This window comes from Microtetraspora sp. AC03309 (assembly GCF_020826795.1).
GTDB lineage: Bacteria > Actinomycetota > Actinomycetes > Streptosporangiales > Streptosporangiaceae > Microtetraspora > Microtetraspora glauca.
In genome coordinates, this window is the sequence record NZ_JADDIL010000003.1 from 168,543 (window position 1) to 184,256 (window position 15,714).

Here is a 15,714-nt window from a genome sequence, read left to right on the forward strand (position 1 = left end):
GTCCCTGTGCCGGCCGGGGCCGCACGTCCGCGACAGTTACTCAGCGGGGGCCGTTCGCGGCGGCGGTCTGGGCCGCCCTGATCCCCTCCGTCAGGAAGTGGCGGGCACGAGGCAGGTCACGCAAGCGGTCACTCAGGATCCGCAGCCCGGTCACGACGGACTCGGGCGGCACCCCGCGCGCACGCGACACGGCACAGATCCAGGCGATGAAATCACTGAATATCGCCATGTCATCGACGTAGAGCGCGGCGCAGAGGAAGTCGGCGATGTGGCCCAGGTTCTCGGCGGTGTTCTCCCTCTGCCGGTCATCGTGGGCGGATATCGACGAGTGGCCACAGACGAGGGCCTCCAGCACGCCGGCCAGCAGCTCGGGGCGCCGCCGGAGTACCTCGGCACACTCCTCGTCGGCTACGTGGGCCGGGGAGTCCGGCGGGGTGGGAAAGGAGGGCAGCCGGCCGGCCTCGATGACCTCGGCCGCCACGTCCGCGGCGGGCGCCCACCCGTCGGCCCCCAGCAGCCGAGCGAAGCGCCCGTCGGATCCGAAGCCGGCCCCACCGGCCAGTACCGGAACCCCGGCGGACCGGCAGGCGGTGAGTACCGCGTGCGCGCGGGGCAGGCGGGTGGGCAGCGTACAGCTCAGGGCAACCAGGTCGGGACCGGTCTGGTGCACGTAGGTGATCAGATGCGGTCCGGGCACGCTGGCACCGAGGAAGTCGACCCGCCACCCGCGCAGGCGCAGCACCTCGGACAGAAGCCGGGCGGGCAGCGCGTGGTATTCGCCCTCGGCGCAGGCCACCGTGACGCGGCCACGGGCAGGACGCCGGGGTCGCGCCCGCCTGGCGACGGCGCTCACGACCGCCTCGCTGACCGCGGTGGCCGCGTGCTCCCTGGCGACCGACCACTCGTCGGCCGCCCACAGCTCGCCGACCCGGCGCTGAGCGGGGGCGATCAACCGCAGCAGCAGGCCGCCAGCGGGGACACCGTCGTCAAGCAGGCCGAGGACCAGGTCCACGGCGCCCTGCTCGTCGGCCTCGCCGATCCGTTCCAGGTACAGCTCCGAGGCGAGGTTCAGGTCGCGACCCACGGTCAGGTCACTCATGGGATCGGACTCCCTCGTGGGAGGGTGCGGCGGCGGCCCGGATGGCCAGGAGCGCCCGGTCGTCCTGGTGGCCGCCGGCCAGCCAGTCGGTGCTGAGCTGCTCCAGCCGCTCCACCAGAGCAGAGGCCGGCATCCCCGCGCAGGTGGCGAGGGCGTCCTTCAGCCGGTGGTCGCCGTACATCTCCCGGGCGACGGGACCGCCGAACGCCTCGGTGATGCCATCGCTGTAGAGCAGGCACACCTCGCCGGGCGCGAGCTCGACCGCGACCGGGCGCACGCCGGTCTCCTCCAGCGCGCCGAGCAGGGAGCCTGTGGAGGCGACCTCCTCCACGGTGCCGTCCCGGCGCAGGATCAGCGGCGGCGGGTGCCCGGCCACCGCCAGGTCGATGCGCACATGCCCTGAGGCGGCGCGGTGCAGCGCGCCCAGGACCAGCGTCACGAGAGAGGACGGAGCGGGAGAGCCCAGCAGGGACCGGTTGAGCAGGTCTGCCAGCCGCTCCGGGCGGCTCTCCAGCAGCGACAGCGCGCGCAGGCAGTGGCGCACCCGGCCGGCGAGCACCGCGGCCTGCGCGCCCTTGCCGCACACGTCACCCAGAACCAGCAGCGCCCCGCGCTCCGGTCCGTCTCCCCGATCAGGCAGGCAGACATCGTAGAAGTCTCCCCCGATCTGGCCGGCCTGCTGCGACGCGCGCAGCGATCCGGCCAGGTCCATCCCCTCCAGCTTCGGCAGGGGCGGCGGCAGCAGGTCAGCGGTCAAGATCGCGTTGATCCCGCTCTGCTCCTCGTACAGCAGGGCGGCGGAGAGGGCGGCGCCCGCACGTATCGCGAGGGTGCGGGCCAGCATCTCCGCATCCGCGTCGAAGGCGGGGCCCTCCGCACGGCGAACGAGCACCAGCGCTCCGACGGGCATCGTGTTCCCCGGCAACGTCACCACCAGCAGGTGGTGAGCCGAGCCGATCTTGCCGGGCAGCAGCCACGCGGGCGCGTCGCCCGGGTCCAGCCGGCGGACGCCCCCCGGCAGGCCGGCCAGCACCTCCCCGAGACAGGGCACCCCGGCGGCGACCGTGACCGGGACCTCGCCCTCCTCCGGCGCGGCTTGCCCGGCGACGGCGCGCAGCCACCTCGCCTGCCGGCTGTCGCCGGGCGACAGCACCACGGTTGCGGCATCGGCGAGGAACGACGTGGCGATCTCCGCCGTGGCATGAGCGCACCGGCGGGTGTTGAGCGAGGCCGACAGCCGGGAACCGATCTCCACCAGGAATTCGGTACGGCACGGCTCGACCTGTGCTTCTGCCATCACCAGCCCCCCACATGGCGTCATGGCGTCCACCAACGCTACCCGCCGCCTTTTGTCGGCTATTACGGAAATGGACATAGTTTGTCGAGACTTGCCCGACCAGAGGTGAGTGCCGGAAAGACAGTTGAAAACCGCAGTTCAGTCCCAGCGGGAATCCGTCAGGCGGACCGCTCGCTGGGACGGCCCAAGAAGGCGGCGAGGCGGTCGGCGGCCGTCGCGTCATCGGGGACCGGTCGTACCGGGCCGAACGAGCCACCCGGAGTACGCGGCAGGTCGCCGTAGATCTCCTGCACGACGGGCATGGTCGCCTCCGCCACCTCGGGAGCGAGGTCGGTCGACCCGCCGATCGCCGTGGCCAGGTCCCAGCCGTGAACCAGCATCTCGATGGTGACCTGTTCGACCAGGCGCCAGCCGGGGGCCGGGCCGTACTGCCGCTGAAGCATTCCCGGACGACGGAACGCGGCGAGCGTGGCGCGGGCCGCCGTGCGGAACGCGGCCACGTGGTCGTCGCCGAGATGGTCGGCGGCGAAGTCGGAGCGGGGCTCCCCCTCGGCCAGGCCGGTCCAGAGCAGGTTCTCCCAGACGAGATGGTCGAGCAGCGCACGCACATCCCATCCGGCGCACGGGGTCGGGTCGCCGAGCCGATCGCACGGCACGGCCGCGACGAGAGCCTCCACCTCGGCCAACACGCGGGCGCATCCCTCCAGCTTGTACGCGGCGTCGACGTCGGCGTCCTGCCCGAGCATCTCGCTGATGCGGGCGGCCCGCGCGCCCGGCTCGGGATTGGCGCGGAGCGCGGTCACCAGCCACTCCCCCGCGGCGGCCATGCTGGGGCGCACCGGACTGCCGTTGATGACGCACATCAGCTGCCAGTACCTTTCGAGACGGGTGTCCGCGGCGACCTCGAGCTGCTCGAGAAGGCGGCGCCGGGCCGCCGCGCCGTCGCCGTCGCCGTCGCCGTCCGAGCGGAAACCGGCTCGGACCTGGGCGGGCAGCCAGGCCGCGACGATCTCGGCCACGACGGGTTCGGCCGCCGGCGAGTCGGCGGCCGTACCTTCCGCGATCGCGGCGTTGACGCGGGCGACCCACAGGTCGGTGAGTCGCCGCGCCTCCAGCAGATCCTCGTCGCTGTGCTCGAGTACGGCATGCTCGGCGGCGTACTCGGCCGTACGACGGATCGCGGCGCGCAGGGCCGGATCGCGGATGAGCGCAACCAGCTCCAGCCACGCCTCGACCTGCTCGGCGGTGGGCTCGCGCGGTGGGTCGGGCAGGGCCGCGAGCAGCCCGTCCCTGTACGCGGAGGCGTCGAGGTCGCCGAGCGCGTCCGACACGAAGTCGTGGACGATCGTGTTGCGTTCCGCGGCGGAAAGCCGTGCCAGTCGGGTCATGACGGTGAGTTCCTCAGGTGTCGATCGTTGCCGGGAGACGGAGCGCAGCACCGCCTGTCGCAGCCGTAGCATGCGGATCTGCGCCTCCAGCGCGTCCGCGTGAACCGCCGCCACCTCGGGCAGCCCGCGCTCCCGGGTGACGACCTCGCGGATCGCGGCCATGGTCAGCCCGAGATCACGCAACGTCCGCGCCAGTTCGAGCCGGGCGACCGCCTGGGGCTCGTAGAGCCGGTAGCCGGCCCGAGTGCGTCCCGCCGGGGGCACCACGCCGATGTCCGACCAGTGCCGGATCAGCTTCACCGACAGGCCGGTTCGCTCGGCCAGCTCTCCGATGCTCAGTAGGTCGTCACTCACATGCCCCACCTTGCGGTCTCCCATATTGGGAGAGTCAAGCCAGGAGACATCAGGATCATTCGGGCCCGCGAACCCGCCGCCGGTTCGTGGCCGCTCCCCCATCGCCGCGCGTACGAGCCGACCGATTTCGGTCCGGGCTCGGAGTCATGCTGCTCGGCCGGCCGCCGTACTCTCCTGGTGGGCCGCGCGGAGCACAGCTCGCGGGTGAACGGTCGTGGGTCGCCGCGCGGCTCCCAGGGAATCCGCTTGGGGGCGCGGGCCGATACTTGACCCATGACCTTTTCCGTACGCCGTGGCGAGCCCGCCGACGCCGAGGAAGTGCTGCGGGTCAAGAACACCTCATGGCAGGCGGCGTATCGAGGGCTGCTGCCCGACGCCTACCTCGACGCACTGGTGGTCACACCAGGGGCGGTCGCCCATTGGCGGGCGATGATGGCCGATCCGCTGCGCGGTGTCGTCGTCGGTGAGGCCGGGGCGGAGATCGTTGGGCTGAGTGCCTTCGGGCCCGTGGAGGATCCCGTACGGGATGGGGGTCCCGACTGCGAGATCTATGCGATCTACGCGCTCAGGGAGCACTGGTCGACGGGTCTCGGACGCGCGCTCATGACCCGCTCGCTGGACCGGCTGAGGGAGCTGGGTCACCGCGAGGTCGGGCTCTGGGCCTTCGAGGCCAACGCCCGGGCTCGTCGTTTCTACGAGCGGATCGGCTTCGCCCTTTCGGGACGCGTACAGACGATGGATGTCTCCGGCACCTCGTTTCCCGAGGTCCATTACCGGATGGCGCTCGCCGCGGATTCCGCCTGACCGGCGCGAGGTCCCGGTCACGCGCCGCCGGTCAGGCGGGTGATCTCATCGCGTACGGCACGGCTGAGCCCGCCGAGGATCCGGTCGGCGCGGCCGTCGGAGGTCGCGGACAGCAGTTCGGCGACGACGGCGGGCGGCACGTATTCGAGCACCCGGCAGGCACGGCGCAGCGTCATCGCCTCCACCAGCCGGACGGCGGCGGGGACGACGCCGATCGCGCCGAGGACGGCGGCCGCGACGCGGTCGTCCGTGTGGGCCAGCGTGCTCGCGCCCCGGCTGGGGGACATCGCGCGCACCAGTCGGGCCGCCCGGTCAGGGGCCATGTGGTCGACCACCCGCCCGGCTCGCGACGGTGGCAGCAGCGCAAGCACCTCGGCCGCCGGCACCTCGTCCGCCGGAGCCGAAGCGCCGTCCACACCGACACTGCCGCCACTGCCGACGCCGCCGACACTGCCGACCATGCCGTTCATGAGCTGTCCGGCGGCCCTCGGCTCCATGGAGGCGAGCAAGGTGGCGGCTTCCTGCCGGGGCCGTTCGAGCAGCGGACGATCGTCCCGCTCCGCCTCCGGGCGGGCCATACCCGGGCCGTTCCCGGGGCCGTTCCCGGGGGTGGAACCGGGGGTGGAACCGGGGCCGCGCGCGTCGTGCCCGCGCGCCGGCGGGGGAGTGTCCCGAGGCCGCCGGGGGGTCGCCTCCTCCCCCCTTCGTGACGGCGGCGTGCGTGACGGCGGCGTGCGTGACGGGGGAGTGCGTGACGGCAGTGTGCGGGGAGCGGGAGCGAGGATCGCGTCCAGCCTCCGCCCGAGTTCGGCCGCCCCCATCCGCCTGCCGGGATCGGTGACGAGCAGGCCGGTGATCGCGTCGGCGAGCGGACCCGGTCGCCGGAAGCGCAGGGGACGCCCCGCGCCGACCGCCCGTACAGTTTCGATCGGGCCCTCCCGGAGGAAGGGCGAATAGCCCTCCAGCGCGCAGAACAACGTCACTCCGAGAGACCACAGATCGGACGCCGGGCCCACCGCGTGCCCGTCGACGCGTTCCGGTGCCATGAACTCGACGGTTCCGAGCAGCATGTTCTGCGAGGTGAGGCCGCTCTCGCCGGAGATCCGGGCGATGCCGAAATCGACCAGGAAGACCCGGTCCTCGGGATCGAGGACGATGTTGGCCGGTTTGACGTCCCGGTGCAGCACCTGCGCGCTGTGCACGGCGACCAGCCCGGCCAGCACGTCGCGGCCGACTCGGGCGATCTCCCGCTCGGAGAGGATCTGCCTCTCGATCCGGCGGTCCAGCGACGCGCCGTCGATATAGGCCATGACGATCCAGGGCGACCCGTCGTCCAGGAAGGCGTCGTAGATGTCGACGACCGCCGGGTGCCTGATCCGCGCCGCGGCGCGCGCCTCGCGCAGCGCCCTCTCCCGCCGGACGGCCACGTCCTCGCCGTACGGCGACAGCACGACCTCCTTGAGCGCGACCGATCGCCGCAGCGTCCGGTCCCAGGCGAGCCACACCGTGCCCATGCCGCCCCTGCCGAGTCGCGACAGCAGCTCGTATCTGCCGTGGACGATCCGTTCCGTCACGCCGTGGCCTCAGTCCTCGTCGGGGAGCAGCTCGATCCCGCCCGAGCGCTCCGCACCCGGCCCCGGTCTCCGCAGGATGCGGGTGTCCGCCATGCCGCGCAGTGCCTCGTCCTCCAGCGACCCGTACTCGTGGCCGGGGTCGGCCGACTCGACGCGGGTGCCGTTCGGTCCTTCGGCCGACCCCTGGGGCGAACGCGTCCCCTCCTCCTCGAAGGAGGCGGTGCGCCGTCGCGGTTCGTCCTCCTGTGGCGACCAGATGCGCCACACGCTGCCCGAACCTCCGGGGTCCGCGGACCCGCGCCGGGGCGCGGCTCGGACGCCGAACGCCTCGCGCACGCCGTCCAGTTCCTGACGCTGGGCGAGCGCGAGCGCCTTCTCGTAGACGCCCGGCCGCTGCATGAGCTTGACCGCGACCGGAAGGCATTCGATGAGCAGGAACAACGCGAACAGCAGCAGCCGGGCCATGCTGAGTGTGAGGTCCTTGCCGGTCAGCTCGTTGAGCGCCCGGAGCCGGGTGAGCAGCCCGTCGGTGGCCAGGTTGTCCTCGTCGAAGGACCGCTGGATCCGGGCCTGCTGCGCGAGCGCGATGTCGAGCTGGCTCTGGGCCTTCGGCAGGGCCTCCTTCGCCGCGGCCAGCCGGGTCTCCTTGGCCTGTTCGCCGGTCGCGTTCAGCTCGCCCTTTCGGGTCTCTATCTGCCGGGCGAGCAGCTCGATGCGCTTCTTGTCCTTTTCGTACGCGCGCTCGCTCTCCTGGGCGAGCGGACCATTGCCCTTTTTGGGGCAGTTCGCTCCCCCGTAGAGCTGGCACTGCCACTCTTTGTAATGTTTGTCCGCCTGCTTCTGCTCATCGGCACGCTGGGCGGACAGCGCCTTTATCTTCGTGTCCTGTTCGATGTCAAGAGGAACGTCGCCGCCGGAGGAAATCACCTGCCGCAGACCGGCCACCTCCTTGCGGAGCTGGTCGACGCCCTTCCCCACCGCGCCCTGCTCCTGCTGTACGGCGAAGGCGTCGGCACGCCGCTGTTTCATCTCGACGATCTGGGTGTCGATCTCGGCCTTGAAAACCTGCAGCACCAGCGGAGTGGAGATCACCAGGCCGAGCACGACGGCGATGACGATCCGGGGCGCGGCCAGCGCCCAGCGGTTCGGCGCGTCCGCCCTGATGGTGGAGACGAGCCACCGGTCGAGGCTCAGGATCGCCAGGCCCCACAGCAGGGCTGTGGCGACGGCGAGGACGATGTTGACACCGAGCGCGCTGTTGAGCGCGAACGTCATGGAGACCACGGCGAGCACGCTCGTGGTGAGGACGGCGCCTCCGATGCCCTCGAACTTGCCGCGCTCGCTCGGGCACGTCCGCAGAACCTCGGGGCGCGCTCCTGACAGCGCGATCAGAACCGCGGACAGCGTACCCAGGAAACGACTCATGCTCCTCCTCGGGAAAGGGAGTCCCATCGTCTCGGCGACGATCGGAACGCCGCCGGCCCCCCTGGACGGGCTATCATAGGCGCCTAATGTCGCATTTCCGGATAGCCAATAGGCATTCACCGAAGAAGCACGTCACCACTCTGCCCACATAACTCATCATAACGTTATATGTGCTAAGTAAGCTGGATATCGGGGACGCAGCGTAACGAATACGACATACCTATGGAGGACTCCTCGTGCCGGAGCCCGACAGGGATCTGACCAGGAAGGCCGTCGCCCAGGCCCTGGCGAACCTCGCCGACACCGATCACCTCACCCTGGTGGAGGTCGCCGCCGACGGCGTCACCGCGTTCCGGATCCATCGGGACGACAACGGACGCCCCCGTGGCCGGAGCTGGTCGGCGACCTGGACGGACCTCGCGGGAGAGCGCGGATGGGACGCCGACCCGGCCGGGACCCGAGAGGCGGTGCTGCGCGCGGCCCGCGTGCCGTCGCCCTCCGCCGAGGTGCTCCTCGTGGCCACGTCCCCCGACGACCCGAAGGCCGAGCAGGCCCTCGACTGGCTGCGCGCCGCGCATCCCGCCGCCCAGGTGCTGCGCGCCGAGGCCCCGAGCGCCGCGCTCGTCCGCGAGGTCATGGCGGATGACCCGCTGACCAGGTCGTACGAGCTGGTCGTCATGCTCGCCGTCCCGGGCACCGATCGGCTGCGGCTGACCAGCAGGCAGCTGTTCCCCCTCGGCACCCGTCCGGGCGCCCGGACCCGCGTCACCGTCCGCTGCGAACCCGGGGGCGCGTACGGCACCGCGTTCGCCGTGGTCACCTGGCAGGGGCCGGAGCCGCGGCTGTTGTCCGTCCAGTCCGCCACGGTCCCGCCCGGCCAGTACGAGGTGACCGCCGAGCTGGTACGGCCCGGCCTGGTGCGGTTCGCCGGCCTGCCGGAGCTGTCGCCCGATCCCCGAGACTGGGGCCGGCTCGTCGCCGCCCTCCCGGACCGGCTGCCGGGCGCGACGGTCCCGGCGGACCTCGTCTGCGCCGTGGAGATCTGCGGGACGGGCGACCAGGTCGCGGAACGGCTGAGCCGGGCGCGCCAGATGATCAACTGTGCCTCCGGGGAGCTCGGCGGGCTGCTCCGGGTCTCCCTCGTCGCCTACGCGGCGCACTCGTACGACCGGTCGGCGCAGGAGTTCCCGGTCCGGGTCGCGGCCTGGCAGTCCGGCGCCGCGGAGGCCCTCGACGCGCTCGGCGCGCTGGAGGAACAGGGAGCGGTCGCCGGCGGATATCCGTACCACCCGCACGCGGCGCAGCTTGAGGACGTGCTCGCCCTGATCGTCCGGCGGCTCGACTGGGGAGATCGGACCCCCACCGTCCTTCTCACCGTCGGCGGCCGACCGCCCCATCCGGCCCGCACCGACCGGTCCAGGCTCCTGCCCTGCCCGCACCGGCACGACTGGCGGAAACTGCTCGCCGCCCTGGAGCAGCGGCCGGGCACGCTGCTCGGCGCGATCTGCGACGACGCGGCCGACCAGGCGCACCCCGCGTGGCACCGGCTGGGTGCGGCGGCCCTGGCCCACCTGGAGGCGGTGGACGTGCGCGGGCTGGCCACCGAGCTCGGCCTGGTCGCCCCCTCTCCCGGCCATCTCCCGTTCCCCCTGCTCGACGAGACGGATTGACATCCTCCCCTTCGTGAACGAGGGGGATTCCAACCCATCCCTACGCTGGCAGGAGGACAGGTTGAGGTTCACGGTTCACCGGCCCCGGCAACCCGGAGCCTCTCCGCGCAGCCACCGTGTGCCCCACGGCGGTATCCCGGATGTTCCTGGCCGCGTTCACATCGGCGTTGGCCTGATGCCCGCAGGCCACACACCGGAAGACCGCTTGGCTCTCGCGGCTCTCCCCGGCGACATGCCCGCATGCGTTGCAGGTCCGCGACGTGTAACGCGGATCAACCTTCACCACCCTGCCGGGCGCCTTATGCTCCAGCCGTTCGACGAGCTGCCCCCACCCGGCGGCAAGAATCGCACGGTTGAGCCCGGACTTGGCCCGGACGTTCCTCTCAGGCGCGTCGATGCTGCCGCGCGCCGATCGGGTCATATTTTTGATCTTGAGGTCTTCGACGCCGATCACATCGAAGTCACGCGCCAGACCGGTACTCGTCCTCTCCACCCAGTCCCTACGCCGGTCCGTCTCACGCGCCTTCAGCTTCGCGATCGCCGCCTTGACCCTCGCCCGCCGGTTCGACCCACGCGCGGCACGAGCGAGTTTCCGTTGAAGCCGCACCAGCCGCTTGGCCTCGGCCTCGCGCAGGACTGGGACGTTCAGCAGGTCACCGGTCGACAATGCAGCCGAAACGGCGATCCCACGATCCACCCCGACCACGTCACCCGTGCCGGGGGCGGGGATCGGCTCGGGGATCGCCGCGAACGCCACATGCCAACGCCTGCCACGATCACGGGTCACCCGGAACGACTTCACCCCCTCCGGGACCGCGCGGGACCACGCAGTGCTCGGCCAGCGCCGCCTGCTGGGCAGGCGTCGGCTGGAGCCGGAACCGGGACATGACGATCAACCTAGCGAAAGGCACCGACAGAACATGGCCTACGGGAAGGGCTTCCTCCCCACCCTGAAGGACAGGGCATCCGCCCTAGATACCCGATGGCAGAACGCATGCAGCCCGAAGTGACCCGGGGGCGCCCCGATCACAACATCTCCATGTGGGGCGCCCCCGGCAGCGGCAAGACCACGCTGCTGGCCGCGTTGTTCATCGCCCTGACCCGGAGGAACGACGACTGGAAGATCGTCGGGTCCGATCCCGCCTCGTCGGACTACCTGATCGAGAGGACCAACGCGCTGTCGCGGGGCAAGGTGTTCCCCGAGGCGAGCAGGGCCCTGGAGCGCTATCAGTGGACGCTGATCGGCCCTCCTGCCCGGCGGTCCGGTTTCTGGGGCAGGAAGGCCAAGGCGGGGCCGCCAACCAGGATCGGCATCAACATGATCGACGCGCCCGGCGGGTTGTTCGGCACGGGGCGGCGCCCGGCGGGCGGAACCCCCGGCGGCGCGGGCGCTCCGGACGGCCCGGGAGACTCCCGCCGGCACGAGCTGCTGGACAACCTCGCGGAGAGCCGGGGCATCGTCTTCCTCTTCGACCCGATCAGGGAGTTCACCTTCGGGGACGCCTTCGACCACATGCACGCCCCGCTCACCAGGCTGGCCGAGCGCATGCTCGCCGCCGGCGAGTTCGACGACGGGAAGCTGCCGCACCACATCGCCGTGTGCGTCACCAAGTTCGACGACCCCCGGGTGCTGGAGACGGCCGAAAAGCGGCGGCTGCTCACCACCGACATCGACGATCCGTACCATCTGCCCCGGGTGACCAGCGAGGACGCCCGGGAGTTGTTCCACGAGCTGTGCCAGGTGTCGGCCAGCGGCAACGCCGACATGGTGCTCAACGCGCTCGACCAGTTCTTCCACCCGGATCGGATCAGGTTCTTCGCCACGTCCTCGATCGGTTTCTACGTCGACCGGCGCACCAAGACGTTCGACTGGGACGACTTCCAGAACATGCTGCCCGGAGAGGCGGACGAGGACTCGCGCATCCGGGGGCAGCTTCATCCGATCAACGTGGTGGAGCCCATGCTGTGGCTGGGGCAGCGGCTCGCCGCGATCAGGCCGGCGACGGAGGCTACGTGACGATCCGCGAGATCAGGTTCGAGTGGGCCCTGGAGGGGAAACGGCCGGGCGGCCACGACGACTACGAGTTGCTCTCCTGGAGCGACGAGCGGCTCGGCCCCGAGGTCTTCGAGGAGATCAGGAGCAGGTACGCCACGGGCGTCTCGGCGGATCTGCCCCAGGTGACGATCGCGGTCGCGGCGACCAAGGAACGCGAGCAGGTGTCCCGCCACATCGTGCTCGCGATCCAGGAGTGGTCCGGGCACCGGGACGTGACCAACCGCAAGATCGCCTACACCCGCTGGTTCTATGTCCCGTACGAGGAGTTGGCCGCCCATCGGGTGTCCTACGAGGCGCTCTACCTCGCCCTCGCGGGCCTGCCGGTGACCCCGTCCCCTCCGCTGGCCGTACCCGTGCCGGAGTTCGATCCCACGGCCCTCGACCCGGGGCCGGACGCGCGGTGCGCCGCCGCGCTGCTGCTGACCGGACGGCCCGTCTGCGTGGTGGGCGCCGACGGGGTTCCCGTGATCGAACGACTGCGGTTCCTGGACACCGTCGCCGCGCTCCTGCCGTACGGCATGCGGGCGCGGCTGACCGCGGCGACCTGGACCAGCAGCACGGCCCGGCACCGGATCCGGTTGTCCTTCGCGCGGCACGCGCCGGAGGACGCCTACGAGGTGCGGTGGGGGTACGGAACGGAGATCACCCGACAGGACGGCACGGCGAAGGTGTGCCTGGACCTGCTGACCCGATCCGAGGTCAGGCTCGCGGACATGCTCCGGGGGCTGGCCGGGCTGACCGATCCACTGTCGTTCGGCCCCGCCGACCGGCCGGTCGCCGTACGGCTGCTCGAACACTCCGGCTATCCCGAGGTGCTGTCCGCCACCGACGTGCGGCGGGAGCCGGAGCGTTCAGGCCCGGAGGGGCAGCGGGCGGGGAGCTCCGGTGGGGAGGCGGACTCCGCGACGGGGCAGGGAAGGGCCTTGCCGGGCTCCGGCGAGCCCGGCTTCAGGGGGCATGAGCCGGTTTCGGCGGGAAGAGGGGGAGACACCCCGATGGCCGGGGCGGCCGCGCCCACCCGGAGCCTGCGGAAACGGCGGCCGACCGTACCCGGCCGGAGCCTGTGGAGGCGGCTGGGCCGGGGCTCCGGCGACGTGTCGGCCGTGCTCCCACCCGGCACGGCGCCCGGGACCCCGAGCAACCCGAGCACCCCGAGTTCACCCACCCCACCGCCGATCACGCACACGACCACAGGGGCCACGGCGACCACGCCCTACCGGCGGACGCCCGCCGAAGGCCCGGTCGCGGGCACCATGCCACCGTCGATGCAGGCCGCGCTGGGCGGGCTGGAACAGGCCGACCGCGGGAAACGGGCCCAGCTCCGCCTGGGTTCGCAGGCCAAGCTCACCGTGACCGTGGCGTTCGCGACGCTGGCGATCACCTTGATCGGCGTCGGCACGGTCGCGCTGCTGCGCTCCCCCGGCGGCGATCCCCGCGCCGGTGCGGAAACCGCCGGGACGGAGCCGGGAACCATCGTCGTCCTGGCTCCCTCCCGGCGGGAGGACGCGTTCGCCACGAACGTGGTGGCCGAGGTCGTCCGGCGCGCGGGGTATCGGTTCGACATCCGTTACCCCCCTGAGGGCGCACCCGCCGGGGAACCGGCCGTGGTCCTCGTGGACGACCCCGGCCCGGATTCCGCGCTTCCGGGAGAGTTACAGGTCCGGCCCGCGAACCCGCTGACGGCCCAGGGGTTCTCCGAGGCCGCCACCATTACGGTCCCCGGCCGCGACGTCGTGGTCTACGACATCGGTCAGGTCAGACCCGAGCAGTTGAGAGCGGCTTTCGAGCATCCGGACAAGGAGGTCCGCGTCTCGCTGCCGGACTCCTCCCGGGAGGGGCTGGAGCAGGTCCTGAAGCAGCGCTATCCCTGGCTGCGCCTGGAAATCGTCCCTGCGTCCGACCCGCTGCGCGCCCTTCGGAGCAGGACGGTGCAGGCCGCCATCGTGCCCCGCGACGTTGCCCGCGACAGCGGTTACCAGCGTCTGGACGCGTTCGGCGGCCTGCTGAACCGTTCTCTGCTCGTCCTCTGCAATCAGGCCGGTGGCTGTGCGGTCCGCGACGCGCTGGCCAAGGTCGCCCGGTCCATCGACCCCGTCGGGCTGGCGTCAGCGGAGTTCGACTCTCCGGGGACGGCGGCCGCCCGCCTGGTCGACTCGGCCCTGCCGCCGTCCGAGGCGGCCCCGCGTCCGGGGGAAGGGGAAGGCGACCGGGGGCAGGACTCGTTCTGGTTCGCCCTCGGCCTGATCGGCGCCGGGGGCGTCGTCGGCTTCCTGGCCCTCTTGATCGGGATACGGGTGCCCTCGCGGATCCGGCCGCGCCGGTAGGCGGCGCCCACGCCTGGCGGTCATCGGCTCCGTCGCCCTGCGGCGGGTCGCCTCGCCCTGAGTCACCGCGCGTCACCATGCGTGCCGGTCGAGCCGGTCGAGCCGGTCGAGCCGGTCGAGCCGGCGGAATCCCGTACCGCGAAGAGTTGTGACTCGGCCAGGGGCTGGACGCGGTGCGGGACGACGGCGGACAGGGCGATCACCGTGCTGCTCCGCCGTACGCCGGGGATGGTCAGGGTGCGGTCGATGACCTGCTGGATGTGCTCGTTGTCGCGTCCGGCGATGCGGCACCACACGTCGCCGGGCCCGGTGACGATGTGCGCTTCCAGAACCTCGGGGATCGCGGTGAGGGCCGCGGAGATGTCGGCGCGGGACGCCTGCTCGACCTCCAGGGTGGTGAACGCCTGCACGGGGTAGCCCAGGGCGCGCGGCGACAGGTTCGGGCCGAAGTCGGTGACGACTCCGTCGGCGACCATCCGGTCGAGCCGGGCCTGGACCGTCCCCCTGGCCACGCCGAGCAGCCGGGCGATCTCGAGCAGGCCGGTCCGGGGGCGTTCCCGGAGCAGCCGGAGGATCCGCGCGTCCAGCGCGTCGAGCCCGGTTCTTGCCAATCTGCCCACCTCCACGGCTCCGGCCGGTCCGGATACTGCCGATCTGTCAGCGAATAAGGCCATCTGTTGCCCACTCTGTCACGACAAATCACACTACGCCTGCATATATGACAGTCGTGGAGGTTGCGATGGCACGCGAGCACGCCCATCCGTTCATCCCGTACCGCCCGGAGCGGTACGGCGAGCAGGAGATGATCGCCCGGGGACGGGCCTTCTACGAGCATCTCGACCGGCGCAGGAGCGTGCGCTTCTTCAGCGACGAGCCGGTGCCGCGCGAGTGCCTGGAACTCGCGATACGTGCCGCCAACACCGCGCCGTCCGGCGCGCACCAGCAGCCGTGGAAGTTCGTGCTGATCGGGGACGCCACCACCAAGAAGCGGATCAGGGAGGCCGCCGAGGTCGAGGAACGGCGGAACTACGAGGGCGGCCGGCTCACCGCCGAATGGCGCGCGGCGCTCGCCCCGCTGGAGACCACCGCGGACAAGGGCTACCTGGAGGTGGCCCCGTGGCTGGTGGTCTGCTTCGCCGAGAAGTACGGCGTGCGCCCGGACGGCACCCGGGTCAAGCACTACTACGTCAACGAGAGCGTGGGCATCGCCTGCGGCTTCCTCATCGCCGCGCTGCACGAGATGGGCCTGTCGACGCTCACCCACACGCCGAACCCGATGGCGTTCCTCAGCGAGATCTGCGCGCGGCCGGCCAACGAGCGGCCCTACATCCTGTTTCCCGTCGGTTACGCGGCCGCCGACGCCGAGGTGCCCGACCTGGTCCGCAAGCCGGACGCCCTGGTGCCGTTCGACTCCCGCCGTTCCCGCCCGACCCACCCGCCGACCGGTCGCTGACCGGCCGCCGATCACCGCGGCTCCCCGCCCGGCCGCCCGATCCCGTCGGGCGGCCGTCGTTTTGGGCCTTGTAGGGCGTCCGTGTCAAAGCTACGATCACGTCAACTCTTAGGAAACTTTATTAAAAGATCCACCTCGCATCACCCGCCCCCATCATCCCCCACCTGCCGTGATGAGACCGACGGAGCCGTCACCGCCCGGTCGGCCGCCGGGAGAAGGCGACACGCTCCAGCCGCGGGAACGATCACGCGGCGCACCCGCCCCTTACTC

Annotated in this window: 12 protein-coding genes; 5 read left to right on the forward strand and 7 right to left on the reverse strand. The window is 71.6% G+C overall.

Features of this window, described 5'->3' with window-relative positions:
• Positions 1–40: 40 nt before the first annotated feature.
• From IMZ11_RS03000 to IMZ11_RS03010, 3 genes are all read right to left on the reverse strand, one after another.
• On the reverse strand, positions 41–1,099 hold the full coding sequence (locus IMZ11_RS03000) for a B12-binding domain-containing protein (protein ID WP_228637361.1): 1,059 nt from the start codon (positions 1,097–1,099) through the stop codon (positions 41–43).
• Positions 1,092–2,396, reverse strand: coding sequence for a PP2C family protein-serine/threonine phosphatase (locus IMZ11_RS03005; protein WP_228637362.1), 1,305 nt, complete (start codon positions 2,394–2,396; stop codon positions 1,092–1,094). Before IMZ11_RS03005 ends, IMZ11_RS03000 begins: the two co-directional genes overlap by 8 nt.
• Before the next feature lie 158 nt (positions 2,397–2,554).
• Positions 2,555–4,138 carry a TIGR03086 family metal-binding protein gene (locus tag IMZ11_RS03010; RefSeq protein WP_228637363.1) on the reverse strand — a complete coding sequence of 528 codons (1,584 nt, stop codon included), beginning with the start codon at positions 4,136–4,138 and terminating at the stop codon, positions 2,555–2,557.
• 273 nt (positions 4,139–4,411) lie between these two features.
• Between IMZ11_RS03010 and IMZ11_RS03015 the strand changes: the two genes are divergently transcribed.
• The gene (locus IMZ11_RS03015) at positions 4,412–4,942 is read left to right on the forward strand and encodes a GNAT family N-acetyltransferase (protein WP_228637364.1); all 531 of its coding nucleotides are present in this window, start codon (positions 4,412–4,414) and stop codon (positions 4,940–4,942) included.
• Between the two features lie 17 nt (positions 4,943–4,959).
• Here the strand turns inward: IMZ11_RS03015 and IMZ11_RS03020 are convergent, their stop codons facing one another.
• Complete coding sequence (locus IMZ11_RS03020) at positions 4,960–6,516, reverse strand: protein kinase (protein ID WP_228637365.1); 1,557 nt, start codon at positions 6,514–6,516, stop codon at positions 4,960–4,962.
• A gap of 9 nt (positions 6,517–6,525) precedes the next feature.
• Positions 6,526–7,941 (reverse strand): DUF4407 domain-containing protein, encoded by a 1,416-nt coding sequence (locus IMZ11_RS03025; RefSeq protein WP_228637366.1) that lies wholly within the window; start codon positions 7,939–7,941, stop codon positions 6,526–6,528.
• A gap of 236 nt (positions 7,942–8,177) precedes the next feature.
• On the opposite strand from IMZ11_RS03025, the gene IMZ11_RS03030 reads away from it, so the two are divergent.
• Complete coding sequence (locus IMZ11_RS03030) at positions 8,178–9,611, forward strand: hypothetical protein (RefSeq protein WP_228637367.1); 1,434 nt, start codon at positions 8,178–8,180, stop codon at positions 9,609–9,611.
• A gap of 40 nt (positions 9,612–9,651) precedes the next feature.
• Here the strand turns inward: IMZ11_RS03030 and IMZ11_RS03035 are convergent, their stop codons facing one another.
• Positions 9,652–10,413, reverse strand: a complete 762-nt coding sequence (locus IMZ11_RS03035; RefSeq protein ID WP_228637368.1) for a transposase — start codon at positions 10,411–10,413, stop codon at positions 9,652–9,654.
• 192 nt (positions 10,414–10,605) lie between these two features.
• On the opposite strand from IMZ11_RS03035, the gene IMZ11_RS03040 reads away from it, so the two are divergent.
• Positions 10,606–11,628 (forward strand): hypothetical protein, encoded by a 1,023-nt coding sequence (locus IMZ11_RS03040; protein WP_228637369.1) that lies wholly within the window; start codon positions 10,606–10,608, stop codon positions 11,626–11,628.
• Positions 11,625–13,991 (forward strand): hypothetical protein, encoded by a 2,367-nt coding sequence (locus IMZ11_RS03045; RefSeq protein ID WP_228637370.1) that lies wholly within the window; start codon positions 11,625–11,627, stop codon positions 13,989–13,991. The genes IMZ11_RS03040 and IMZ11_RS03045 overlap by 4 nt, the downstream gene beginning before the upstream one ends.
• A gap of 62 nt (positions 13,992–14,053) precedes the next feature.
• Here the strand turns inward: IMZ11_RS03045 and IMZ11_RS03050 are convergent, their stop codons facing one another.
• Positions 14,054–14,602: an Lrp/AsnC family transcriptional regulator gene (locus IMZ11_RS03050; RefSeq protein ID WP_228637371.1), complete on the reverse strand. Its 549-nt coding sequence runs from the start codon at positions 14,600–14,602 to the stop codon at positions 14,054–14,056.
• Between the two features lie 128 nt (positions 14,603–14,730).
• Here IMZ11_RS03050 and IMZ11_RS03055 point away from each other — a divergent pair, with 128 nt between their 5' ends.
• Positions 14,731–15,444 (forward strand): nitroreductase family protein, encoded by a 714-nt coding sequence (locus IMZ11_RS03055; RefSeq protein WP_228637372.1) that lies wholly within the window; start codon positions 14,731–14,733, stop codon positions 15,442–15,444.
• Positions 15,445–15,714: the final 270 nt, after the last annotated feature.

Excerpts from the sequence above, each read along its gene's own strand:
- IMZ11_RS03000 (WP_228637361.1), bottom strand. The coding sequence starts at position 1,099 with ATGAGTGACCTGACCGTGGGTCGCGACCTGAACCTCGCCTCGGAGCTG.
- IMZ11_RS03005 (WP_228637362.1), bottom strand. The coding sequence starts at position 2,396 with ATGGCAGAAGCACAGGTCGAGCCGTGCCGTACCGAATTCCTGGTGGAG.
- IMZ11_RS03015 (WP_228637364.1), top strand. The coding sequence starts at position 4,412 with ATGACCTTTTCCGTACGCCGTGGCGAGCCCGCCGACGCCGAGGAAGTG.
- IMZ11_RS03025 (WP_228637366.1), bottom strand. The coding sequence starts at position 7,941 with ATGAGTCGTTTCCTGGGTACGCTGTCCGCGGTTCTGATCGCGCTGTCA.
- IMZ11_RS03040 (WP_228637369.1), top strand. The coding sequence starts at position 10,606 with ATGCAGCCCGAAGTGACCCGGGGGCGCCCCGATCACAACATCTCCATG.
- IMZ11_RS03055 (WP_228637372.1), top strand. The coding sequence starts at position 14,731 with ATGGCACGCGAGCACGCCCATCCGTTCATCCCGTACCGCCCGGAGCGG.